Here is a 22,520-nt window from a genome sequence, read left to right as displayed (position 1 = left end):
ATCGCCGGTCAGGTGGCGTCGCCCCGCCGGGAGTTGACCACGGTGAGCAGACACTGCGCCATGCCGATCGCTTCGAGCAGCGTCAGCACCGGCGCACCGACGTCCAGCACCAGGTCCGCCGACCGCATCGGCAAGGCGCTGCTCGTGGTCACCAGCGAGGCCACCGGGCGACCCGACCGGTCGGTGATGGCGAAATGCTGGGCACTGCGGTCGCCGTCGGTCGTGAAGACCCGGCCGTCCGGCAGAGTCACCGTCCCCCGCCGGCGACCCGCATAGTCGATCAGGTACTCCAGGATGACCTCGGAACGCGGACCGACCAGCCGGTGATGGTCGTTCGCGAAGCTGGTGGCGGCACCGGTGGCGAGCAGCGTCGTAGCTCCGGCATCAAGAACGTCGAACTGGTGCCGCTTGGACACGAACTTGCGGCGCAGCACCGCCACCGGAGTTCCGTCCCCCAGGGTGACCGCGGCAGTACGTCGGAGCGGGGACAGCAGGGGCAGCAGGAGCCGGCCGGTGAAGATCGAGTGCGTGGCGCCATCCTGGGCGATGAGCGATCAGCGACCGCACCAGGCCCGGGCCGAAGCTGTGCGCAGCAGCAGTCCGCTGACGAGCAGGGCCAGCACCGCCAGCAGCCCGCCCAGAATCCCCACGACGACAACGGGTTCGACCGGCGGCGCGATCAGCGACCCGAGCCGCGGCCCGAACAGCAGCATCGTCGCGGCACCACCGAGAAAAGCGAGCGCGACGCCCACGGCGAATCGCTGGGCCACCCGCCACGCGGTCGGGCTCCCGCGCCGGAGGCCACGCAGCAGGACACCGACGGCCACCGTGCAGCCACCCAGGGCGAGCCAGTTCCCGGCGCCGCCGACCTCGGCCAGGAGCGCGATGTCAACGGCAAGTACGTACACCCACCAGAAAGCGAAAAGCAGCACGCTGGCGCTGATGCTGGGCGGTCGCCGCCCGATGGCCGCGGGGCCGGGGCGCAACGGCTCGTTGATCATCAGCCGGATCATACGGATCGGTCACCAGGGAAAGCCGCCTGACACCAATGACCGCTACGGTCCCATGGGTGTGCAACTACTGAGCTGCATAGGTGATGATCTTAGTCTGGTGTGGACTTAAGCTCAGCCGGTGCGTGGTGATGGATATGCCCGGGGCGGGCTGCTCTCTGTGTCGGTGAAGATCTTCGCTCTCTGGTTTGTGGCGGCGTTGCTCGCCTGGCCGGCGGTGGTGCTGGTGAGTCCCGGCGGAGCGGATTCCGCCGGTGAGCAGCCAGGACCGGCTGTTCTGTGGCTGTCGGTGTCGGCGGCGCTCGCGGTGGCGGTGGCGTGGTGGTACCGGCCGGTGTGGCCGGGTCTGCGGCTTGTTCCGTTGCTGGGCCGGGCTGTTGCAGTGCTGGCGGCGGCCTCGGGCACGGTGCTGGCGTGGCATGCCGGGGGGATGCCGTCCTGGGGGCTGGCGGGACCGGCCGGGGGGAACGCGCTGGTTGCCGTGCTCGGGTGTGTGGCGGTGTGGGCGGCGCTGGACCGGCTGCCGCCGGCCTGGCTCGCTCTGCTCGGTGTGCTGACGTTGGGCGCCGGCATCGGTCTGGCTTTCGTCGTGGATGCACGGGGCGCCGTGGCGGTGCTGACCGGCGAGAAGACCGGACCGGAGTCGGCGTTGCGGTGGGGGATGGTTTTGACGATGGTGCAGATCGCGGCGGTGGCGCTGCTCGTCATAGCCGGGTGGCGGTTGTTCGATCAGTGGCGAACGGGAACGCTCGCGCATGCCGGTGATCGCAGTCAGGGACAGTGGCCACCGAAGGCCGGTCAGGTCTGGTATGCCGATGTGCCGTTCCAGGAAGGCGACGGCGAGTCGAAAGACCGGCCGATGCTCGTGGTGCGTGCCGGCCGGCGTCAGGCCGAGGTCCTGAAGATCACGAGCCAGGACAAGTCACGCTTTCCGGAGCACTATCTGTTCCTGCCGTACCCGAAGTGGCGGCAGGTGCTGGACAAGAACAGCTGGCTGGAGTTGCGTCCGGTCACCCTGGACTATCACCGGTTCCACAACCTGCGCGGACTCGCCCGCTACGGCACGGTGCGCACGGTTCGCGAACGGGTGAAGCCGCGCGCTGTTTCCTGAGCCCCGGGGCCGTTATCGATAGAGCCGCACGCGGAGTTCCGCCAACACTTCAGCGTTGTGCACTCCGCCCATCGAACCGAGGCGTTGGTCGATCCCGTCCGACACTGGCACCGCCGTGGCGTTCAGCCTCGTCCCGTGAAGGTCGGTACCCACCGGCGACACAGGTGATTGGTGCCGCTTATCAAGCCCCGGGCTGTAGCCGATCCCGTGCGGTGCTCTCCTAGACTTCGGTTGTGCGGATCGATCGACGGGCACGTGTGGCCTTGGCCGGCACTGTGGCGACCATCATCCTGGTTCTGGCAGCTTTCGGCGGCGTCCGCTGGCTCACAGCCGGCGAGCATTTCACCATCAACGCGCCGGCCGGTGCCTCGGAGAAGTTGCCCGAAGGTGGCTACGAGGTCGTCGTGGATCTCCGCTCGTCCGAGGTCCACCAGGAATTGCGCACCGATCGCGGCGCAGCCAGCGTGAGCACCTACGTGATGCCACTCGACACGTCTTGGGACCAGGTCCGGTCGATGGTGGCCGACCAACTCGACGGCTGGGAGCCGACTGGCGACTGTCTCGGCTCGGATCCGCAGCGTGCCCGGTGCACTTGGACCGAACCGGCCCGCTGGTGGCCGCGCCGGGTGAAGATCGTATTCATCCGACCGCCGAACAAAGCCGAGGACCGCGCGGCTTGGCCGGACAGCACTTTTCTGGTGATCGGTTCCGGTCTCGGCAGCAACGTCTGATCTCCGCTTGGCCGAGCCTATGAATCGGATGCTTCTACGTCTCGTCCATGAACCAGCGGTCAGCCGGCGAGTCTCACCGATCAACTGTGCCTGACCATCCGGCCGAATCGGCACCACAGCAGCCGATCGCTCGATGCAACCACACCCCTCGAACAGTGTGACGTCCGGTCGAGTTGTGCGACCTCGGTCCGCGGAGCACTTGAAATGGATATAAACGTCGATTCGGATGTGGCGGTGCCCGAACCGGCTCGGTCGGGTACCTCGCGAGCTGCAAGAAGCGCGGTCTCGAGCTTTGACATTCGCGGCCCCGACGACGCAGAGGGCCGCTACTGATCAGCTTTGATCTGATTTACGGAAGTCGCCCGCGCGGTACTCGATGTGACTGGCCTTGGCCGTGATGAGGTCGACGGGGTGATCCGCGGTGGCCGTGCGCGCGGTCACCCCGGTCGGGTGCGCACCGCGACGTGGCGTGCGTTGTTCAGCCACGGCGGCGGGCACGCAGCACCATCTTGAGTAACTCGCCGGTGATCAGGATGGTGGAGGCGACGGCGGTGCAGGTCAGCCACTGCCCTGGGGTGAGGTCGGTGGTGGCGAACAGGTGGTGTGCGACATCGAGCTGCACGATGACGGCGAGCAGTGCCACGACGAGGCCGGTGGCAGCGAGCGCGGATCGGTTGTGCAGAGTTTCAGGGCTGAACACGCTGCGGATGTCGGATCGGACGTTGAGCAGGTTGAAGGCCTGGAACAGCACGAAGGTTACGAACGCCATGGTGCCGGCGGTCGTCGCCCGGCCGAGTTCGGGCGCGGGCCCTGGCGCCCAGACGAGGACGGCCAGGGTGCCGCCTGCCATGACGGTGCTGGCGAGCAGGACCCGCAGTAGCCGTCGCCGGTTGAGGATGTGTTCGTTGCGGCGGCGGGGCGGCTGGCGCATCGCGTCGGGGCTGACCGGGTCGACGCCGAGCGACATTGCGGGCGGCCCGTCCATGACCAGGTTGACGAAAAGGATCTGCAGCGCGGTGAACGGTGCGCCGCCGGCGATGCCGGTCAGTGACGCGATCAGGAAGGTCATGACGAAGCCGAGCGCGGTGGAGACCTGGAAGCGGGTGAAGTTGACGATGTTGGCGTACACGCCGCGGCCTTCGCGTACAGCCGTCACGATGGTGGCGAAGTTGTCGTCGGTCAGGACCATGGTGGCCGCCTCCTTCGTCACCTCCGTCCCGGTCTTGCCCATTGCCACGCCGATGTCGGCCTTGCGCAGCGCGGGGGCGTCGTTGACGCCGTCGCCGGTCATCGCGGTCACCTCGCCGCGCTGCTGAAGCGCGCTCACGATCCGGATCTTGTGGCTGGGCGACACTCGGGCGACGACCCCGATGTCGTCGAGTTCGCGGGCGAGGTCGCTGTCGTCGGTGATGGTGTCGAGGTCGGTGCCGGTCACTGCCCGGCCGGGGATGCCGATCTCGGCGGCGATCGCGGCGGCGGTGGCGGCGTGGTCGCCGGTGAGCATCCGGACTCTGATCCCTGCGTCACGGCATTGCTGGATGGCCTCTTTGGCTTCCGGGCGTGGCGGGTCGACGATGCCGGCGAGAGCAACCAGGACCAAACGATCGAGCATGTCCTTGGGGTCCTGGGGCGGTGTGAAGTCGTCGGCGGGGAAATCCTGAACGGCGACGGCCATCACCCGCATGCCTTGCCCGGCGATGTCCGCGTTCGCTCGATCGTGGCGTTGCCGGGCGGCGGCGTCGAACGGCAGGACGTTGCCTGTGTCGCCTAGGTAGCCGCCGGCCCGGGCGGCGAGCACGTCCGGGGCTCCCTTGACGAAGCAGCGGATGACCTGGCGGCCTTGCTCGTCGGTCCAGTCATGGAAGGTGGCCATGAATTTGTAGTCGGAATCGAACGGGATGTCGAGCACGCGGGGGTGCTGTTTGCGTAGTGCGGTGACGTCGATGCCGCCTTTGGCGGCGAGCACGACCAGCGCGCCTTCGGTGGGGTCTCCTACGATGTCGTCGTCGCGGAGCACGGCGTCGCTACACAGGGCCATCGGTACCAGCGCCGGGTCCAGAGGTCCGTGCGGTGAGGCGCCGTCGGCGTCGATGCGTCCGTCGGTGGAGTAGCCCTCTCCCGAGATCCGGTATCGGCGACCGGACATCAGCAGTTCGCGGGCCGTCATCTGATTGAGGGTCAGGGTGCCGGTCTTGTCGGTGCAGATCTGTGTGGTGCCGCCCAGGGTCTCCACCGACGCGAGCCTTTTGACGATCGCGCCCCGTTTGGCGAGCCGGCCGGTGCCCATCGCCAGGGTGAACGCCACCACGGCGGGCAGCCCTTCGGGAATGGCCGCGACCGCGAGGGAGACAGCGGTGATGAACAGGTCGTCGAAGGGCTGCCCACGGAGCAGGCCGAGGGCGAACACGACGACGATGACTCCGCCGGCGATGAATGCCAGCGTGCGGCTGAGCGCGTCGATCTGCTGCTGCAGCGGCGTCGAGGAGGGTTTCGCCTGGTGCAGCATGTCGGCGATCCGGCCGGTCTCGGTGCCCATTCCGGTCGCGGTGATCAGCACCTCGCCGTGGCCGCGGGTGACCGCGGTGTTCATGTAGACGGTGTTCACCCGGTCGCCCAGCGGGGCGTCCTCGTCGACTGCGGCCGACGCCGACTTGGTCGACGGCTGGGATTCACCGGTCAGCATCGACTCCTGGATCTCCAGTGAGGTCGCCGACAACAGCCGGCCGTCTGCGGGCACCCGGTCACCGGCCTCCACGACCACCACGTCACCGGGCACCAGTTCGGTGGCGTCCAGCCGGACGACACGGCCGTCGCGGCGTACGGTCGCGGTCGTCACGCTCATCCGCCGCAACGCGTCGAGCGCGGCTTCTGCCTTCGACTCCTGCACGAACCCGATCGTCGCGTTGAGCAACACGACGAATGTGATCGCGATCGGGGTCTCCCACTCCCGGCCCACCACCAGAGCCACCACCGCGGCGACCAGAAGGATGATGATCAGAAGGTCCTGGAACTGCCGTAGGAACGCCCGCCACCGCGGCTGCTTCGGCACCTCGTCGAGCTGATTGCGGCCGAGCCGTTCCCGCCGATGCCGAGCCTCATCGGTGGTGAGGCCGTCCGCCGAGTCTGCGTTCAGTTCTTCCAGAAGATCGGCGACCGGCCGTGCATGCCATCCGGTCGCGGTCGCCGGGGAAGGGGCTTCAGCGGGCATCTCGGCTCCGTTCAGACCATTGCAGAATGCCTATCCGGGCGGCCCTCCGGGGCCGTGATCAACCGTACGGGGGTACGCCGCCGTGCCGGTACGCGGGCGAGGCAACCGCAACAGCGGCCCTGGCCAGGTTCGCAGCAGGCGTTCTGATGGCATGTCACACCGGCACCCACCAGCCTCCATAACGGATCCCAACGGGTAAGATCACGACGCCATGGTGACCGGCTCGCGACCGATCAGCCGCAGCGACAGCTCAGTAACACGAGTGAGAACTGGCTACGGCGATATACGCGAAGCTGCGGAGAGGACGTGCGTCATGAACGGATCAGTCGTAACGAAGGCCGTGGTCGCCTACGACGGGTCTCCGGCCGCGAACGCCGCGATCGAGGCCGCGGCGCAACTGTTCCCGCGCGCGCACGCTCAGATCGCCTACCTGTGGACTGCGCCGTTCGCCAACGACGAGCTCCGGCGCCGGCTGCGGGCGCGTAACAGCAACCTCAACGAGTTGGTCGCCGCGATCGAACGCGAAGGCGAAGAGGAAGCCGCCCGTCTGGTCGCCACCGGTGTGATGCTTGCGCGCGCCGCCGGATGGGACAGCGAGCCCGTCGTGCAGCGTGCCTACGGCGGAGAAGGCCTGCACCTGGCGCAGATCGCCGACGAGGCGCAGTCGGACGTGCTTGTCATGGGCTCCCGCGGGCTCGGTGGTGCCAAGGCGTTCCTCGGCAGCGTGTCCGACATGGCCGTGCACTACAGCACCCGCCCGGTCCTGGTGATCCCCCAGCCGCTGCTGATCGATGAGTACGAGGCACTGCCGGGCGGCCCGGTCGTTGTCGGCTGGGACGGCTCGGCCGGCGCTGACACCGCATTCGCCACGGCCCGGAACCTGTTCCCGACGCGGGACCTGCACCTCGTCGCCGTCGGCGACGACACCACTCAGCCCGCACCGCAAACCGGACCAGGCGATCAGGCGTTCACCGCGGTGCATCTGCTGAGCGGCTCCGGGCGTCAGGGCCGTGCCGTGGCCGACGCTCTGACGGTCTACGCCCGCGAGCAGAAGGCCGCCGCCATCGTGGTCGGCTCACGCGGCCGTTCGGCGCCCGCCGAAATCGTCCTCGGCAGCGTCGCCATGGCGACCCTGCACCACGCCCACCGTCCTGTACTCGTCAGCCCTCCGCTCTCCCGCAAGATCTGAACAGGCCTATTCACTCGAGCTGGCGTCTCCGGCCAGCCGGGATGCCCATTCGTTGATTGCCTGGTACACCTGGGCCAGGCGCCGCTCATCGTCCGGGCCGTGTGGATCGGGTTCGAGGCACGTCAGCGCGGTACTGGCAACACTGAGCGCCGACAGGGACCAGCGCTGCGGTGGACCGTCGTCGAACGGGCTCGCGACGATTTCCCGGCCGGCGACGTCGGGCGCAGCGATCGCGGCGACAACGAGGCCGTGCATGGCGACGGTCAGGACCGAAGCGAGGGTTCGAATCCGGTGTCGAGTTCGGGGCGTAACCACCTTTCACGGCGTCACCCGTGCGATCACCGCCGCCGTAACCGCCCGGCACCGCCCCGGGCATCGCGGTCACCGATTCCGTCCCAGTCCGCTTCGCCGATTGGAACAACGGAGAACCTCGCGGGTACTGGTCGCTCGACTCCCTCGCCGACCAGGGCAGTGCCGACTTCCTGCTTGTCCTGCACCCCAACTGCCCAGCGGGCATCGGTCTCGAGCCCGGAGTGTTGACCCTGATCCGGCAACGTGCCTAACCTGTCGAACCAGCGCTGACAAGCGGCACCGGGCAGGAGCCGGAGGACCGGCACCATTGATGATGCCGGCCCTCGTGTGCGACGTGGATCAGTGCTCGGCCCAATCGCCGAGCGACCAGTCCCGGACCTCTGGCATGTCCTCCAGGTGGTCGACCACGTACTGCTCGTGCTTCGCGAGCTGCGCCTCGCACCACGTCTTGAGCGCGGTCGCGCCCGGCGGCAGCCGCCGGGCGTTGTTGATCGCGTCGATCACCAGGTGGTAGCGGGACGCCCGGTTGCGGACCGTCATGTCGAACGGCGTGGTGGTGGTGCCCTGCTCGATGAAGCCGCGGACCCGGAACCGGTCGGCGTCCGGCCGGCCGTGGACCAGCTGGTGGATGGCGCCCGGATAGCCGTGGAAGGCGAACACCACGTCCACGTGGTCGGTGAACAGCTCGCGGAACATGGTCTCGCTCATGCCGTGCGGGTGGTCCTTGGGCCGCGGCAGCGTCATCAGGTTGACCACGTTGACCACCCGGACCTTCAGCTGCGGCAGCTTCTCCATCAGGATCCGAGCAGCCGCCACGGTCTCCATCGTCACCACGTCGCCGGCGCACGCGAGCACGATGTCCGGGTCGCTGTCGCCGGTGTCGGTGCCGGCCCACTCCCAGATGCCGGCGCCCCTGGTGCAGTGCTCGATCGCCTGGTCCATGTCCAGCCACTGCAGCTGCGGCTGCTTGTCGATAACGATCAGGTTGACGTACGACTTGCTGCGGAAGCAGTGGTCGGCGACCGACAGCAGGGTGTTCGCGTCCGGCGGCAGGTAGACCCGGGCGACGGTGCCGCGCTGGTTCAGCACCACCTGGATGAGGCCGGGGCCCTGGTGTGAGAAGCCGTTGTGGTCGTTGCGCCAGGCGGTCGAGGTGAGCAGGACGTTCAGGCTGGGCACCTTGGCCCGCCACGGCAGGTGCGACGCCTCCTGCAGCCATTTGCCGTGCTGCACCGTCTGGGACGCGCTGACCATGGCGAACGCCTCGTAGGTGGCGAACATGCCGTGCCGCCCGGTCAGGTTGTAGCCCTCCAGCCAGCCGTGACAGTTGTGCTCCGACAGCACCTCCATCACGCGGCCTTTGTTGCTGATCTTCACATCATCGGCGGTGACCGATTCCATGAAACCGCGGTCGGAGACCTCGAAGACAGCTCCGAGCCGGTTGCTGTTCGTCTCGTCCGGGCAGAACAGGCGGAAACTGTCCGGGTTGCGCGAGTAGATGTCGCGCATCATCTCGCCCAGCTTGCGGGTCGACTCGGCTCGCAGCGCGGCGGGCTTCTTCACGTCGATCGCATAGTCGCGGAAGTCGGGCAGATCCAGGTCTCGGGTGAGTAGGCCGCCGTTGGCGTGCGGGGTGGCACTCATCCGCAGGTCACCGTCCGGCGTCAGCGATCGCACCACCTTCGTCGGTGCCCCGGTCGCGTCGAACAACTCCTCCGGCCGGTAGGACCGCAGCCATTTCTCCAGCTCCCGCAGGTGGTCCTCGTTGCCCTTCACCCCGGAGAGCGGCACCTGATGCGAGCGCCACGTGCCGGTCACCGTGATCCCGTCGATCTTGTCGGGACCGGTCCAGCCCTTCGGCGTACGCATGATGATCAGTGGCCAGCGCGGGCGCGTGCCGTCCCACGTACCGTTGCGGGCCGCGTCCTGGATGCCCTTGATCTTCCCCCAGGCCTCGGCGAGGACCGCGGCGAACCGGTGGTGCATGCCGGGAACATCGTCGCCCCCCACCTCGAGCACCTCGTAGCCGTGCCCTTCGAAGAGCTTGCGCACCTCGGCCGGATCCTTGCGGGCTAGCACGGTCGGGCCGGCGATCTTCGCGCCGTTGAGGTGCAGGATCGGCAGCACCGCACCGTCGTGCTCCGGGTTGATGAAGGAGACGCCCTTCCAGGAGCCCTCCAGCGGCCCGGTCTCGGCCTCGCCGTCACCGACGACCGCGATCGCCAGCAGGTCCGGGTTGTCCATCACCGCACCGAACGCGTGCACCAGCACGTAACCGAGCTCGCCGCCCTCGTGGATCGAGCCGGGCGTGGTCACCGACACGTGGCTGGGGATGCCGCCGGGCGAGGAGAACTGCCGGAACAGCCGCAGCAGGCCGCCGGAGTCCAGGCTCACCTTCGGGTACACCTCGGAGTAGGTGCCCTCCAGATAGCCGGCGGCGACCAGCGCGGGACCACCGTGCCCCGGCCCGGCCAGGTAGATCGACTGCTGCCCGGTCTGCTTGATCAGCCGGGACACATGCGCGTAGATGAACGACAGTCCCGGGCTAGTGCCCCAGTGGCCGAGCAGGCGCGGCTTGATGTGCTCGCTGGTGAGCGGCTCCCGCAGCAGCGGATTGCCCTGCAGGTAGATCTGGCCGATGGTCAGGTAGTTGTTCGCACGCCACCAGGCGTCCAGCCCGGCCACCTCGGCGTCGTCCGGCGCGGCGAGTCTGCGCACCAGTTCCTGCTGGTCACGCGGGGCGGTCCGGTGGTCCGAAACGGCGGTCACAGACATGGTCCTCTCCTGTGCGATGACATCTCGATCGGATGCTATTGCCGTGCTCGGTGGCTCGCAGTCGAAGTCTGGCTTCCTGGCCGGTGCCGACAGGTCGTGTCGCAGCTCAGGGCGGTGCAAGGACCGAATCTTCTCGGTGAACGCTCGGGCGGGCCGCATAGCGGGTGATGCCCGGCCAAGTGGTGCCGCTCGCAGGCCATGGCCGGTGGCCAGAGCGGCCGGCCATGCCGACCGCTACGATGGTGCGGCCCACGGCGCCCGACCGTAGTGAGGGCGGCTCAGTCGGTGTCCGCCTGCCACAGGTCCGGACCGAACACCTCGTACTGGATGTCGTGAACGGAAACTCCGCGAGCGAGCAGGTGTGAGCGGATCGCCTGCATGAACGGAATCGGCCCGCAGAGGTAGTAGACGGCGTTGCCGGGCAGGTCCACGCCAGTCAGATCCATCATGCCGGCATGGGTGCCCGTGACGGGTAGTTCGCTGCCGGAGCCGTCCTCGTACCAGACGTACATCGCGGATCCCGGCAGCCGGGCCAGGTCGGCGGCGACCTGGCGGCGCAGCGGGAACGAGGCTTCGTTCGCGTCGGCGTGCAGCAAGGTCACCTTCAGGCGGGAACCGGCCGCGACCAGGTGCGAGATCATCCCGGCCATCGGGCTGATCCCGATCCCCGCACTGACGAACACCACCGGCCGGCCGCCGTCGTCGAGTACGACATCGCCGTACGGCACGCTCATGGTCAATTCATCGCCGACCCGGATCTGATCGTGCAGCAGCGTCGACACCTCACCGTCGGGCTTCCCGCCGCCGTGCACCCGTTTGACGGCGAAGTAGCGGTGCTCACCGTCGTCCGCGCGAGTCAGACTGAACTGGCGGGGCTGCCGGATTCCGTCCGGCATCAGCACGTTGACGGTGATGTACTGGCCGGGCAGTGACGTCTTGACCGGCCGGTCGTCGATGCGTTGCATGACGAACAAGGTGACTTCGGTGGTCTCCGGGACCTTCTGAGCGACCCGCCACTGCCGCCACACCCGTGCCGCCGTCACTCCCCGGGCGCTGTACAGACCGCGTTCCTGATGGATCAGCGCGTAGGCCATCAGCCAGTACACCTCGTCCCAGGCGGCCGCGACGTCCTCGGTGACGGCGTCGCCGAGCACGTCGGCGATGGCCCACATGAGGTTGTCGCGCACGGTCTGGTACTGCTCCGCGCGGATGCCCAGTGACGCGTGCTTGTGCGCGATGCGGGTGAGCAGCCGTTCCGGCAGTTGTTGCGGACTCTTGATCAGCGCGGTGGCGAACACGGCCACCGAGCCGGCGAGAGCCTTCGGCTGGCTGCCCTCGGCCTGGTTCCCACGGTTGAACACGCCGTCCTGCAGCTCTGGATGTTCAGCGAACATGTGGGCGTAGAACCGGTTCGCGATCTCCTCGATGTGGGCGCCGACGACCGGCAGCGTGGCCTCGACGATGGGGCGCGCCTTGTCCGACAGCACGGTGGACCTCCCGGGAAGTAGGGGGCGGCCATCCCCCGACACGCGGTCGGAGGTGCCGGCCTGGTGGGTGTCGTATGTCCGCGAGGCGCAGGATGCCTGGCGTGACGCGCTCGCCCGAAACGGATCTTGTCCCCGACATTAATCAGGATCCGGTCGACAGCGGATGGATCGGGAAACGTGGGGCCCATCGGCACCGTAACTTGGGCCGAAGGGCCCGCCGTCGAGAAGTCCGACCCCGAAGCCAGACCGGAGGATGACGCCTTCGCCCGATCATCGGCAGCGGGTGTCGACCAGCGTCGCCTGGCGAACGTGCGTGCGAACACGCCCTGAACGTTGCGCCCTACGACTCGGCCGAGCATGGCGTCGAGCGGCTGCTTGCCGAATCGGGACCTTTGGCCCAGGCACTTTCGGCAAGATCGTAGTGGAGTGGCAGAGGCCGGTTGTTCGAGTTGCGTCAATGTGTTGCGGCTACCAATGTGGCTTTCAAGGTCTTCACGAGGGAACGAGGGCAGATGGCGAGCGCGACCGAAACCGCGGGACGGGCGTTACTAGCGGTCGGCGGGTTGGTGCGGCGGGCGGAGGTGTCCGGCGACGGCCGGACGCTGCACCAGATCGGCGGCCGGGAAGCGGACAGCTTCTACCGGGATCGCTGGTCCTACGACAAGGTGGTGCGTTCGACGCACGGAGTGAACTGCACCGGGTCCTGCTCGTGGAAGGTATATGTCAAGGACGGCATCATCACCTGGGAGCAGCAGCAGACCGACTACCCGAGTGTCGGGGCGGACCGACCGGAGTACGAGCCACGCGGTTGCCCGCGCGGTGCCGCGTTCTCCTGGTACACGTATTCGCCGACCCGGGTGCGCTACCCGTACGCCCGTGGTGTGCTGGTGGAGATGTTCCGCGAGGCCAAGCGCCGCCTGGGCGGCGACCCGGTCGCGGCGTGGGCGGACATCCAGGCCGACCCGGTGCGCCGGCGCCGCTATCAGCAGGCCCGCGGCAAAGGCGGTCTAGTGCGGGTGTCGTGGGACGAGGCGCAGGAGATCGTTGCCGCCGCGCACGTGCACACCATTGCGGAACATGGGCCGGACCGGGTCGCGGGGTTCTCACCGATCCCGGCGATGTCGATGGTGTCGCACGCGACCGGCGCCCGGTTCCTGTCGTTGATCGGCGGATCCATGCTGTCGTTCTACGACTGGTACGCCGACCTGCCGGTCGCGTCACCGCAGATGTTCGGCGACCAGACCGACGTGCCCGAGTCGGGCGACTGGTGGGACGCCTCCTACCTGGTGATGTGGGGTTCGAACGTCCCGGTGACGCGGACCCCGGACGCGCACTGGATGGCGGAGGCCCGCTACCGCGGGCAGAAGGTCGTCGTGGTGTCGCCCGACTACGCCGACAATGTGAAGTTCGCTGATGAGTGGCTGCCCGCGCAGCCGGGCACCGACGGTGCGCTCGCCATGGCGATGGGCCACGTGATCCTCAAGGAGTTCTTCGTCGAGAAGACCACGCCGCGGTTCGTCGACTACGTGTCGCGCTACACCGACCTGCCCTATCTGGTCGCTCTGGAGCCGGTCGAGGGCGGCGGCTACCGCCCAGGCAAGTTCGTCACGGCAGCGGACCTGGGCGAGACGGACGCCGAGGCGGCGTTCCGGCCGGTGTTGTGGGATTCCGCCACCGACGCGGTGGCGGTGCCCGGCGGATCTTTGGGGGACCGGTTCAGCGAAGCCGGAGTCGGCAAGTGGAACCTCGACCTCGGTGACATCGTCCCGCGGCTCAGCTGCGCAGGTGGGGACGGCGTCGAGATCGCGTTGCCGCGCTTCGACAACGACGTTCCGGAGCTGATGCGCCGCGGCGTGCCCACGGCCCGGGTCGCCGGCAAGCTGGTGACCACGGTCTTCGACCTGATGCTCGCCCAGTACGGTGTCGCCCGGCCGGGTCTACCGGGTACCTGGCCGACCGGGTACGACGACGCCGAGGTGCCGTACACTCCGGCGTGGCAGGAGCCGATCACCGGCGTACCCGGGGCTGCGGTGGCCCGTATCGGCCGGGAGTTCGCCGACAACGCCGAACGCTCCGGCGGCCGGTCGATGATCCTGATGGGAGCCGGCACCAATCACTGGTTCCACTCCGACACCACCTACCGGGCCATGCTCACCCTCACCACGCTGACCGGCTGCCAGGGCGTCAACGGCGGCGGCTGGGCGCACTACGTGGGCCAGGAGAAGTGCCGGCCGGTGACCGGCTGGGCGCATCTGGCGTTCGGGCTGGACTGGGTCCGTCCACCGCGGCAGATGATCGGCACCGCCTACTGGTATCTACACACCGACCAGTGGCGCTACGACCAGTACAGCGCGGACGTGCTGACCTCGCCGCTGGCCAAGGGCGAGTTCGCCGGCAAGCACACCGCTGACCTGTTGGCGAAGTCGGCGCGGCTCGGTTGGATGCCCTCGATGCCGACGTTCGACCGCAACCCGCTCGATGTTGCCGACGAGGCGCTCACCGCCGCCCCGGACGACCCGGCCGGGCACGTGGCGAGGGAACTGGTCGACGGGCGGCTCGGATTCGCCTGCACGGACCCGGACGCCGAGCAGAACTGGCCCCGAGTGCTGACGGTGTGGCGGGCCAACCTGCTGGGCTCCTCTGCGAAGGGCAACGAGTACTTCCTACGGCACCTTCTCGGCACCGACGCCTCCCTGCGGGCCGAGGAGGCGGCACCGGAGAAACGGCCGCAGGAGGTGGTCTGGCATGACCAGGCGCCGGAGGGAAAGCTCGACCTGTTGCTGTCGCTGGACTTCCGGATGACCTCGACCACGCTGTTCTCCGACGTGGTGCTACCTGCGGCGACGTGGTACGAGAAGCACGACCTGAACACCACGGACATGCACCCGTTCATCCACGCGTTCACCCCGGCGATCAACCCACCCTGGCAGACCCGCACCGACTTCGACGCGTTCCACGGCATCGCGAAGGTGTTCTCCGAGCTCGCCGGTCCGCGTCTGGGCGTGCGCAAGGACATGGTCGCGGCACCGCTGCTGCACGACACGCCGGACGCGATGGCCACCCCGGGCGGGGTGGTCCGCGACTGGAAGACCGGTGAGGTCCCGGCAGTGCCGGGAAAGACGATGCCGAAATTCATCGTGGTCGAACGCGACTACGGTGCGATCGCCGCGAAGATGGCTTCGCTGGGTCCGTTGCTGGACCGGCTCGGCACCACCACGAAGGCCGTCACGGTCGACGTGAACCCGGAGATCGAGTTCCTCAAGAAGGTCAACGGCACAGTACGCGGGGGCGTCGCGGACGGCCGGCCCCGGCTGGATACCGACATCCGTTGTTGTGAGGCGATCCTGGCGTTGTCGGGCACCACCAACGGCCGGGTCGCCACCGAGGGCTTCCTCTTCCTCGAGCGGCGCACCGGGCAGCGGCTGGCCGACATGTCCAGCGAGCACGAGGGCAAGCAGATCCGCTTCGCCGACTGCCAGTCCCGGCCGGTCCCGGTCATCACCAGCCCGGAGTGGTCGGGCAGCGAGCACGGCGGGCGCCGGTACTCGCCGTTCACGATCAACACCGAGCGGCTCAAGCCCTGGCACACCCTGACCGGGCGGCAGCACTTCTACCTCGACCACGACTGGATGCAGGAATTGGGCGAGGAGTTGCCGGTGTTCCGGCCACCACTGGACATGCACAAACTGTTCGGCGAACCACGCCTCGGTGCCAAAGGCGAACTCGAACTCACGGTGCGGTACCTGACCCCGCATTCGAAGTGGTCGATTCACTCCGAATACCAGGACAACCTCATCATGCTGACGCTGTCGCGCGGCGGCCCGACGATGTGGATGAGCGAGGTCGATGCCGCGAAGATCGGCGTCACCGACAACGAATGGATCGAGGCGGTCAACCGCAACGGCGTCGTCGTCTGCCGCGCGGTGGTGACCCACAAGATGCCCGAAGGCACCGTGTACATGTACCACGCCCAGGAACGGGTGATCGACGTGCCGAAGGCCGAGACCAACGGCCGGCGCGGTGGCATCCACAACTCGCTGACCCGGCTGCTGATCAAGCCCAGCCACATCATCGGCGGCTACGCCCAGCTGTCGTTCGCGTTCAACTACCTCGGCCCGACCGGTAACCAGCGCGACGAGGTCACCGTCATCCGCCGCCGATCCCAGGAGGTGCAGTACTGATGCGCGTCATGGCCCAGATGTCGATGGTGATGAACCTCGACAAGTGCATCGGCTGTCACACCTGCTCGGTCACCTGCAAACAGGCGTGGACGAACCGTTCCGGTGTCGAGTACGTCTGGTTCAACAACGTCGAATCCCGCCCCGGGCAGGGATATCCCCGCACCTACGAGGATCAGCAGAAGTGGCAGGGTGGCTGGACCCGTACCCGGACCGGGCGACTCAAGCCGAAAGCCGGCGGCCGGGTCAAGAAGCTGTTCGGCATCTTCGCCAACCCGAAGCTGCCGGCCATGCAGGACTACTACGAGCCGTGGACCTACGACTACGAGCACCTGCTCACCGCCCCCGCCGGCGGCACCGACACCCCGGTGGCCCGACCGAAGTCGCTGCTCACCGGCGAGGACACCAAGGTCACCTGGTCGGCCAACTGGGACGACTCCCTCGCGGGCGGCAACGAGATCGCCGCCGGCGACCCCGTGCTGCAGCAACTGTCGGACCAGGTGCGCCAGGAGTACGAGAAGGCGTTCCTGTTCTTCCTGCCCCGCATCTGCGAGCACTGCCTCAACCCGTCCTGCGCCGCGTCGTGCCCGTCCGGGGCGATCTACAAGCGGTCCGAGGATGGCATCGTCCTGGTCGACCAGGACAAATGCCGAGGCTGGCGGATGTGCGTGACCGGCTGCCCGTACAAGAAAATCTATTTCAACCATCGCACCGGCAAGGCCGAGAAGTGCACCTTCTGCTTCCCACGCATCGAGATCGGCCAGCCCACCATCTGCTCCGAGACCTGCGTCGGCCGGCTGCGCTACCTCGGCCTCATGCTCTACGACGCCGACGCCGTGGGTAAGGCCGCCGCCGTCAAGGACGAACACGCCCTGTACGAGGCGCAGAAGTCCGTCTTCCTCGACCCCCACGATCCTCAGGTGGTCGCCGCGGCGCGGGCCGCGGACATCCCGGACGACTGGATCGCCGCGGCGCAGCGGTCCCCGATCTGGGACCTCATCATGAAGTACGAGGTGGCGCTGCCGCTGCACCCGGAGTACCGCACCATGCCGATGGTCTGGTACATCCCGCCGCTGTCGCCGGTCGTCGACATCCTGCGCGACACCGGCCACGACGGTGAGGATCTGAACAACCTGTTCGGCGCCGTCGACGCCCTGCGCATCCCCGTGGACTATCTGGCCGGGCTGTTCACCGCCGGAGACCCGGCCCCGGTGACGGCCGTGCTGCAGCGGCTTGCCGCGATGCGTGCCTATCAGCGCCGGATCAACCTCGGCGAGGACCGCGACGAGTCGATCGCCGCCGCGGTCGGCATGACCGGGCAGCAGATGGACGACATGTACCGGCTGCTGGCCATCGCCAAGTACGAGGAGCGGTACGTCATTCCCGCCGCGCACGCCGAGGACGCGCACCATCTGGAGCAGCTCGGTACCGAATGCAGCCTCGACTACGAGGGTGGCCCCGGTATGGGCGGCGGCGGCCCGTACGGCCAAGGGCCCTTCGGTGAGTCCTCCGGCACGCCGGCGCCGATCCAGGTGGAGACGTTCCACATGCTGCGCGACCGGCAGACCGCCGACTCCGTCGCCGCACCCGAGGACAAACAAGCCCGGGTCAACCTGCTCAACTGGGACGGCAAGGGCCGCCCCGAAGGACTCTTCCCGCCGAAGAAGGACGGAGGCGAGCCGTGAGCGGATCCATCTGGCGGCCGGTCGCTGCGCGGGCGGCCTCGCTGCTGCTGCGCTACCCCGACCCGGACACGCTCGCCGTCCTGCCGACCCTCGTGACGGCGCTCGACGCGCTGCCCGACCCCGTTGCGCAACCGCTGCGGACGGTCGCCGGGCATCGCAGCCACGGCGATCCGGTCGAGCTCGCCGACGAGTACGTGCAACTGTTCGACTTCCGCCGCCGCTGCTGCCTGCACCTGACCTACTACACCTGCGGCGACACCCGCAAACGCGGCGAGGCCCTGGTCCTGTTCGCCGCCGCGTACAAGCAGGCCGGGCTGGAGGTCGTCGACGGGGAACTGCCCGACTACCTGCCCGCCGTGCTCGACCTGGCCACGGTTGACGACGACGGTTGGCGGCTGCTGCGCGAGAACCGGGTCGGCCTCGACCTGCTCACCAAGGCGCTCGCCAAAGAGGGATCGGTCTACCGGCACGCGATCGAGGCGGTCCGGGCGATGCTGCCGCCACCGGAACCCGGCGACATTGCCGCCGCCATCCGACTCGCCCAGACCGGCCCGCCCGTCGAACAGGTGGGCCTCGAACCGTTCGGACTCGTCGACACCACCGGAGGCCGCCGATGAACACTCTTCTCTGGGTGGTTTTTCCCTACCTCAGCATCGCCATCCTCGTTGGCGGACTGATCTGGCGTTACCGCTACGACAAGTTCGGCTGGACCACCCGCTCGTCGCAGATGTACGAGTCCGCGGTGCTGCGCTGGGGCAGCCCCATGTTCCACTTCGGCGTGCTGATGGTCCTCGTCGGGCACATCGGTGGCCTGCTCGTCCCGAAAGCCTGGACCGAGGCCGTTGGCATCACCGAGCACACCTACCACCTGTTGGCGGTGTTCATCGGGACCGTCGCGGGATTCTGCACGCTGATCGGCATGGCCATCCTCATCGCCCGCCGCCGGCTGACCGGCCCGGTGTTCGCCGCGACGACGAAGAACGACAAAGCCATGTACCTGGTGCTCGCCGCAGTGATCGTGCTGGGCCTGTGGTCGACCCTGCGGGCGAACGTCACCGGCCCCGGCTACGACTACCGCGAAACCATCTCGCCCTGGTTCCGGTCGCTGTTCTACCTCAGCCCCGACCCGCAGATCATGGCCGGCGTCCCGATCGGCTTCCAGATCCACATCATCGCCGCCTTCGCACTGTTCGCATTCTGGCCGTTCACCCGCCTCGTGCACGCCTTCAGCGCACCCGTCGGCTACCTCACCCGCCCGTACGTGCCCTACCGCAGCCGCGACACGAGGCCGGGCCTGCGTCCCACCCGACCCGGCTGGGAAGGCCCACCCACGCTGCCGGCGAAATCCACCCGGCGTCGCGAGTGACGCGCAGCCGGGCAGCACCCCCTCGAACAGTTCCTGTATGAACGCGCCGGTCGAGTCCGGCCCGACCTCTTGAGGTAGAGCATGGCGACAACAAGCGGTGGCGCGGCACGGACGGCGCCCAACCCCCAGCCGGACAAGGTCGTCCCGGCCGGAGCCGGCCGCAACCTGGTGTTGGCGACCATCGGGTTCATGGTCAACTTCTGGGCGTGGGCGCTGCTCGGTCCGCTCGGCCCGGGCGTCAAGGAACGCCTCGGACTGAGCTTCGCCGCGCAGTCGCTGCTCGTGGCGGTGCCCGTGGTGGTCGGCTCCCTCGGCCGCATCCCGGTCGGTGCACTGACCGACCGGTTCGGCGCACGCGTGATGTTCCCGGTCATCAGTCTGATCACCATCGCGCCCGTGCTCACCCTGACGGTCGTGTCGTCGTATCCGGCGCTGATCATCACCGGATTCTTCCTCGGCATCGGCGGCACCACCTTCGCCGTCGGCGTTCCGCTGGTCTCCGGCTGGTACCCGCCGGCCCGCAAAGGCTTCGCCATCGGGGTCTTCGGCATCGGCACCGCCGGTACCGCCATCGCCAACTTCAGCACCGTCAAGCTCGCCGACGCGTACGGCCAGAACACCCCGTTCCTGCTGGTCGCCGCGATCCTGGCCGGGTACGCCGTCGCAGCGTTCCTACTGATCCGGGACGCACCGAACAGGCAACGCCCGGCCGGGACCGCGTGGGCTCGTACCATTGACGTCTGCCGGCTCCCCGTCACCTGGCAGATGTGTTTCCTCTACGCCGTCGGATTCGGCGGGTTCGTCGCCTTCAGCGTCTACCTGCCCGCCTACCTCAAGACCGGCTACGGCCTCACCGCCAACGATGCCGCCCTGCGCACCGCCGGATTCGTCGTCCTCGCGGTGATCGCCCGACCGATCGGCGGTTGGCTGTCCGACCGGATCCACCCAGTGCCGGTGCTGGTGTGGAGCTTCGCGGGCGTCGCGTTGTTCGCCGTCGTCCAGGCGTTCCAGCCGCCGCTGATGCCGGTCGCCACCATCGCCTTCCTCGGCATGGCAGCCCTGCTCGGCGCGGCCGGCGGCGCCGTGTTCGCCTTGGTCGGCAAGGTCGCCCCGGCCGACAAGGTCGGCACCGTCACGGGTGTCGTCGGCGCCGCGGGCGGTCTCGGCGGCTTCGTCCCGCCGCTGATCATGGGCTGGGTGTACGGCGTCGAGAACTCCTACGCCATCGGCCTCATGCTGCTGTCCGACGTCGCGCTCGCCGCAGCCGTCTACACCGCGGTCAAGATGAGCGGCCTCGCCCGCCGGCCGACCACCACCTGAAGGAAGCCTGTCATGCAGAAGTCATCGTTGGTCTCCCTCATCATCCAGCACCTCGAAACGGCGCGCGGCTCCTCCAGCGGCCGCAGCGCCCACACCGTCATCGGCGGACACGCCCACACCCTGCGGCAAACCCTGATCGCCCTGCGCGCCGGCCAAGCCCTGGACGAACACGAGAACCCCGGCGAAGCCACCGTCCACGTCCTGCACGGAAGGGTCCGCCTCGCCACCCACGACACCTCCTGCGACGGCGCCGCGGGTGACCTGCTCACCGTGCCCGACGCCCGGCACACCCTCGAAGCCCTCGAAGACGCCGCCGTGCTGCTCACCGTCGCCAAACTCGCCTGAAGAGGGCCCCGACGTGACCATTGTCAGCAAACACCACGCCGGCACGCCCACCAGCGGAACCACCGCCGACGGGCATACGGGCCAAGCAATGCCCTGGGCACAGGCACGGCTGGTCGCACATCGGCTACCCACACCGCTCGGCGTCCAGCAAGCGCCGCTGGCACACGCTGCCGGTCGAACCGTCGCCGAGCCGGTTCGTGCGGCGAGCATGCTGCCCGGCTTCGACAACGCCGCGATGGACGGCTACGCGGTGCGCGGACCTGGCCCGTGGCGGCTGGTCGGCCACGTCCTCGCCGGCGGCGCCACCCCCGAGGGCCTGGCCCCCGGAGAGGCGGTCGAGATCGCCACCGGCGCCCCGGTACCGCCGCACACCGACCGCGTCGTCCCGTACGAGGTCGCCGAACGCAGAGCAGACCTTGTCTGCGGGCCTTCTTCGCCTTCCAGCAACCGCCGTCACATTCGCACAGCCGGCGAGTACGTGCAGGCCGGGCAAACACTGCTGCCGGCCGGCACGGTCCTCACCGCCGCCGCGCTAGGGCTCGCCGCCAGTGTCGGACTCGACACCGTCGCCGTCCGAACACGGCCCACCGTGCGGATCCTGGTGACCGGCGACGAAATCGTCACCACAGGCGTCCCACCGCACGGCAAGGTCCGAGACGCCATCAGCCCCGTCCTCAAGACACTGATGGCCGCGTGGAACGCCGACGTCGTCGAGCTGAGCTGGATCCCGGATCACCCAGCGACCGCTCTCACCAACGCAGTGCACCGGGCCCTGACCGACACCGACCTCACCCTCGTCTGCGGATCATCCTCCGTCGGCCCCGCGGACGGTCTCCACGACGCGCTCGCCGAAGTCGGCGCGACCGTCCACATCGACGGTGTCGCCTGCCGACCGGGACACCCCCAAGTCCTCGCCCAAGCAGGCTCTGGATGGTTGATCGGCCTACCTGGCAACCCCTTCGCCGCCCTCGCAGCCGCCTATACCCTGATCCAGCCACTTCTCGCCGGGCTCGCCGCGCGACCTCTGCCGAACCTGCCCGCTGCCGTTCTTGATGGTGACGTCCGACCAGCAGTCCGCCACACCAGACTCGTCCCGGTGCGATGGCACCACCACGAGGTGCGAGTCATCGACGGTGCCCATCCCGGATATTTGGGTCCGGCAGCCCAGGCCGACGCCCTCGCGGTGATACCACCGTCATGGCAGACGAAACGAGCCGTTGAGCTTCTGGCGATGCTGCACACATAGGTCACGACGTTCGTAGCAACAGCCGCCATCGATCGAGCCGCCAAAGCCACGATGTGCTTCTCTCTCGCGGTATCATGCCGACGCTCGGTTCACCGCACACCAGGCGAAATCGCCGCGTCCTCCATGGCCAAACAGGGCAGAAATCTCGTCAATTTCGGGCCCACCGCGGCGAGGCGTCTTCAAAATCCCCCGCCGAACTGCTGTGGTCGCATGCGTCTCGATATGTGAGATAGGGCCTGGCGCTAGGCGAAGCCATCAATTGCGTCTAAATCGGGCGGGCATTCAGATCTTGATGTACACCCTGACCTCGAGCGATTGCTCCGCTGTCTACGGATCAGAAGGTTAGGGGTTCGAGTCCCTTCGGGCGCACAAAAGATCAAGGCCGTGACCTGCGGGAACAAGGGTCACGGCCTTTTTTCTTCCCATTTTTGAAGCCCAAAATCCCGCCTAGTGGGACCGTGGTGATCCGATGGTGATCGCGTGTCAAAAGTCTGTCGATCGAGGCCCTATCCTCCACTTTTGCAGCTCGCCATCGGCCCGTCCGGTGAGTCGTCAGC

The 22,520-nt window shown here is 68.1% G+C and carries 17 protein-coding genes; 10 read left to right on the top strand and 7 right to left on the bottom strand.

Going from position 1 to position 22,520, the window contains the following annotated elements:
- Positions 1 to 8 precede the first annotated feature (8 nt).
- Entirely contained in the window at positions 9 to 440 is a 432-nt protein-coding gene (locus OHA21_RS38780; protein ID WP_328463747.1) for a hypothetical protein, read from the bottom strand.
- A gap of 114 nt (positions 441 to 554) precedes the next feature.
- Positions 555 to 1,001 carry a hypothetical protein gene (locus OHA21_RS38775; protein ID WP_328463745.1) on the bottom strand — a complete coding sequence of 149 codons (447 nt, stop codon included), beginning with the start codon at positions 999 to 1,001 and terminating at the stop codon, positions 555 to 557.
- A 130-nt stretch (positions 1,002 to 1,131) separates the two neighbouring features.
- Here OHA21_RS38775 and OHA21_RS38770 point away from each other — a divergent pair, with 130 nt between their 5' ends.
- A complete protein-coding gene (locus OHA21_RS38770) occupies positions 1,132 to 2,121 on the top strand; it encodes a hypothetical protein (RefSeq protein WP_328463743.1) in 990 nt (329 codons plus the stop codon).
- A gap of 275 nt (positions 2,122 to 2,396) precedes the next feature.
- Positions 2,397 to 2,852: a hypothetical protein gene (locus OHA21_RS38765; protein ID WP_328463741.1), complete on the top strand. Its 456-nt coding sequence runs from the start codon at positions 2,397 to 2,399 to the stop codon at positions 2,850 to 2,852.
- A gap of 333 nt (positions 2,853 to 3,185) precedes the next feature.
- Here the strand turns inward: OHA21_RS38765 and OHA21_RS38760 are convergent, their stop codons facing one another.
- A complete protein-coding gene (locus OHA21_RS38760; RefSeq protein WP_328463739.1) occupies positions 3,186 to 3,350 on the bottom strand; it encodes a hypothetical protein in 165 nt (54 codons plus the stop codon).
- Positions 3,331 to 6,060 (bottom strand): cation-translocating P-type ATPase, encoded by a 2,730-nt coding sequence (locus OHA21_RS38755; protein ID WP_328463737.1) that lies wholly within the window; start codon positions 6,058 to 6,060, stop codon positions 3,331 to 3,333. Before OHA21_RS38755 ends, OHA21_RS38760 begins: the two co-directional genes overlap by 20 nt.
- Positions 6,061 to 6,373: 313 nt before the next feature.
- Between OHA21_RS38755 and OHA21_RS38750 the strand changes: the two genes are divergently transcribed.
- The gene (locus tag OHA21_RS38750) at positions 6,374 to 7,249 is read left to right on the top strand and encodes a universal stress protein (protein ID WP_328463735.1); all 876 of its coding nucleotides are present in this window, start codon (positions 6,374 to 6,376) and stop codon (positions 7,247 to 7,249) included.
- Positions 7,250 to 7,255: 6 nt separating this feature from the next.
- Here OHA21_RS38750 and OHA21_RS38745 read toward each other — a convergent pair whose 3' ends face one another.
- From OHA21_RS38745 to OHA21_RS38735, 3 genes are all read right to left on the bottom strand, one after another.
- Positions 7,256 to 7,504 carry a hypothetical protein gene (locus OHA21_RS38745; protein ID WP_328463734.1) on the bottom strand — a complete coding sequence of 83 codons (249 nt, stop codon included), beginning with the start codon at positions 7,502 to 7,504 and terminating at the stop codon, positions 7,256 to 7,258.
- A 396-nt stretch (positions 7,505 to 7,900) separates the two neighbouring features.
- Entirely contained in the window at positions 7,901 to 10,336 is a 2,436-nt protein-coding gene (locus OHA21_RS38740; RefSeq protein ID WP_328463733.1) for a phosphoketolase family protein, read from the bottom strand.
- Between the two features lie 278 nt (positions 10,337 to 10,614).
- The gene (locus OHA21_RS38735; RefSeq protein ID WP_328463731.1) at positions 10,615 to 11,823 is read right to left on the bottom strand and encodes a globin domain-containing protein; all 1,209 of its coding nucleotides are present in this window, start codon (positions 11,821 to 11,823) and stop codon (positions 10,615 to 10,617) included.
- Positions 11,824 to 12,335: 512 nt separating this feature from the next.
- On the opposite strand from OHA21_RS38735, the gene OHA21_RS38730 reads away from it, so the two are divergent.
- The 7 genes from OHA21_RS38730 (at position 12,336) to OHA21_RS38700 (ending at position 21,963) form a co-directional block, all read left to right on the top strand.
- The gene (locus tag OHA21_RS38730; RefSeq protein WP_328463729.1) at positions 12,336 to 16,004 is read left to right on the top strand and encodes a nitrate reductase subunit alpha; all 3,669 of its coding nucleotides are present in this window, start codon (positions 12,336 to 12,338) and stop codon (positions 16,002 to 16,004) included.
- Positions 16,004 to 17,686, top strand: a complete 1,683-nt coding sequence (narH, locus tag OHA21_RS38725; protein WP_328463727.1) for a nitrate reductase subunit beta — start codon at positions 16,004 to 16,006, stop codon at positions 17,684 to 17,686. Before OHA21_RS38730 ends, narH begins: the two co-directional genes overlap by 1 nt.
- Entirely contained in the window at positions 17,683 to 18,303 is a 621-nt protein-coding gene (gene narJ / locus OHA21_RS38720) for a nitrate reductase molybdenum cofactor assembly chaperone (RefSeq protein ID WP_328463725.1), read from the top strand. The genes narH and narJ overlap by 4 nt, the downstream gene beginning before the upstream one ends.
- Positions 18,300 to 19,052 (top strand): respiratory nitrate reductase subunit gamma, encoded by a 753-nt coding sequence (narI, locus tag OHA21_RS38715; RefSeq protein WP_328463723.1) that lies wholly within the window; start codon positions 18,300 to 18,302, stop codon positions 19,050 to 19,052. Before narJ ends, narI begins: the two co-directional genes overlap by 4 nt.
- Before the next feature lie 81 nt (positions 19,053 to 19,133).
- Positions 19,134 to 20,372 (top strand): MFS transporter, encoded by a 1,239-nt coding sequence (locus OHA21_RS38710; protein ID WP_328463721.1) that lies wholly within the window; start codon positions 19,134 to 19,136, stop codon positions 20,370 to 20,372.
- Between the two features lie 12 nt (positions 20,373 to 20,384).
- On the top strand, positions 20,385 to 20,717 hold the full coding sequence (locus OHA21_RS38705; RefSeq protein ID WP_328463719.1) for a cupin domain-containing protein: 333 nt from the start codon (positions 20,385 to 20,387) through the stop codon (positions 20,715 to 20,717).
- Between the two features lie 13 nt (positions 20,718 to 20,730).
- Complete coding sequence (locus tag OHA21_RS38700; protein ID WP_328463718.1) at positions 20,731 to 21,963, top strand: molybdopterin molybdotransferase MoeA; 1,233 nt, start codon at positions 20,731 to 20,733, stop codon at positions 21,961 to 21,963.
- Positions 21,964 to 22,520 lie beyond the last annotated feature (557 nt).

The sequence above is a fragment of the Actinoplanes sp. NBC_00393 genome (genome assembly GCF_036053395.1).
Lineage (GTDB): Bacteria > Actinomycetota > Actinomycetes > Mycobacteriales > Micromonosporaceae > Actinoplanes.
The sequence above is the reverse complement of the archived record's forward strand: the minus strand, read 5'-3'. Positions and strand labels throughout refer to the sequence as shown.

Coding starts and splice junctions, on each gene's coding strand:
- OHA21_RS38740 (WP_328463733.1), bottom strand. CDS start 10,336: ATGTCTGTGACCGCCGTTTCGGACCACCGGACCGCCCCGCGTGACCAG.
- OHA21_RS38755 (WP_328463737.1), bottom strand. CDS start 6,060: ATGCCCGCTGAAGCCCCTTCCCCGGCGACCGCGACCGGATGGCATGCA.
- OHA21_RS38745 (WP_328463734.1), bottom strand. CDS start 7,504: ATGCACGGCCTCGTTGTCGCCGCGATCGCTGCGCCCGACGTCGCCGGC.
- OHA21_RS38730 (WP_328463729.1), top strand. CDS start 12,336: ATGGCGAGCGCGACCGAAACCGCGGGACGGGCGTTACTAGCGGTCGGC.
- narH (WP_328463727.1), top strand. CDS start 16,004: ATGCGCGTCATGGCCCAGATGTCGATGGTGATGAACCTCGACAAGTGC.
- OHA21_RS38775 (WP_328463745.1), bottom strand. CDS start 1,001: ATGATCAACGAGCCGTTGCGCCCCGGCCCCGCGGCCATCGGGCGGCGA.
- OHA21_RS38705 (WP_328463719.1), top strand. CDS start 20,385: ATGCAGAAGTCATCGTTGGTCTCCCTCATCATCCAGCACCTCGAAACG.
- OHA21_RS38750 (WP_328463735.1), top strand. CDS start 6,374: ATGAACGGATCAGTCGTAACGAAGGCCGTGGTCGCCTACGACGGGTCT.
- narI (WP_328463723.1), top strand. CDS start 18,300: ATGAACACTCTTCTCTGGGTGGTTTTTCCCTACCTCAGCATCGCCATC.
- OHA21_RS38710 (WP_328463721.1), top strand. CDS start 19,134: ATGGCGACAACAAGCGGTGGCGCGGCACGGACGGCGCCCAACCCCCAG.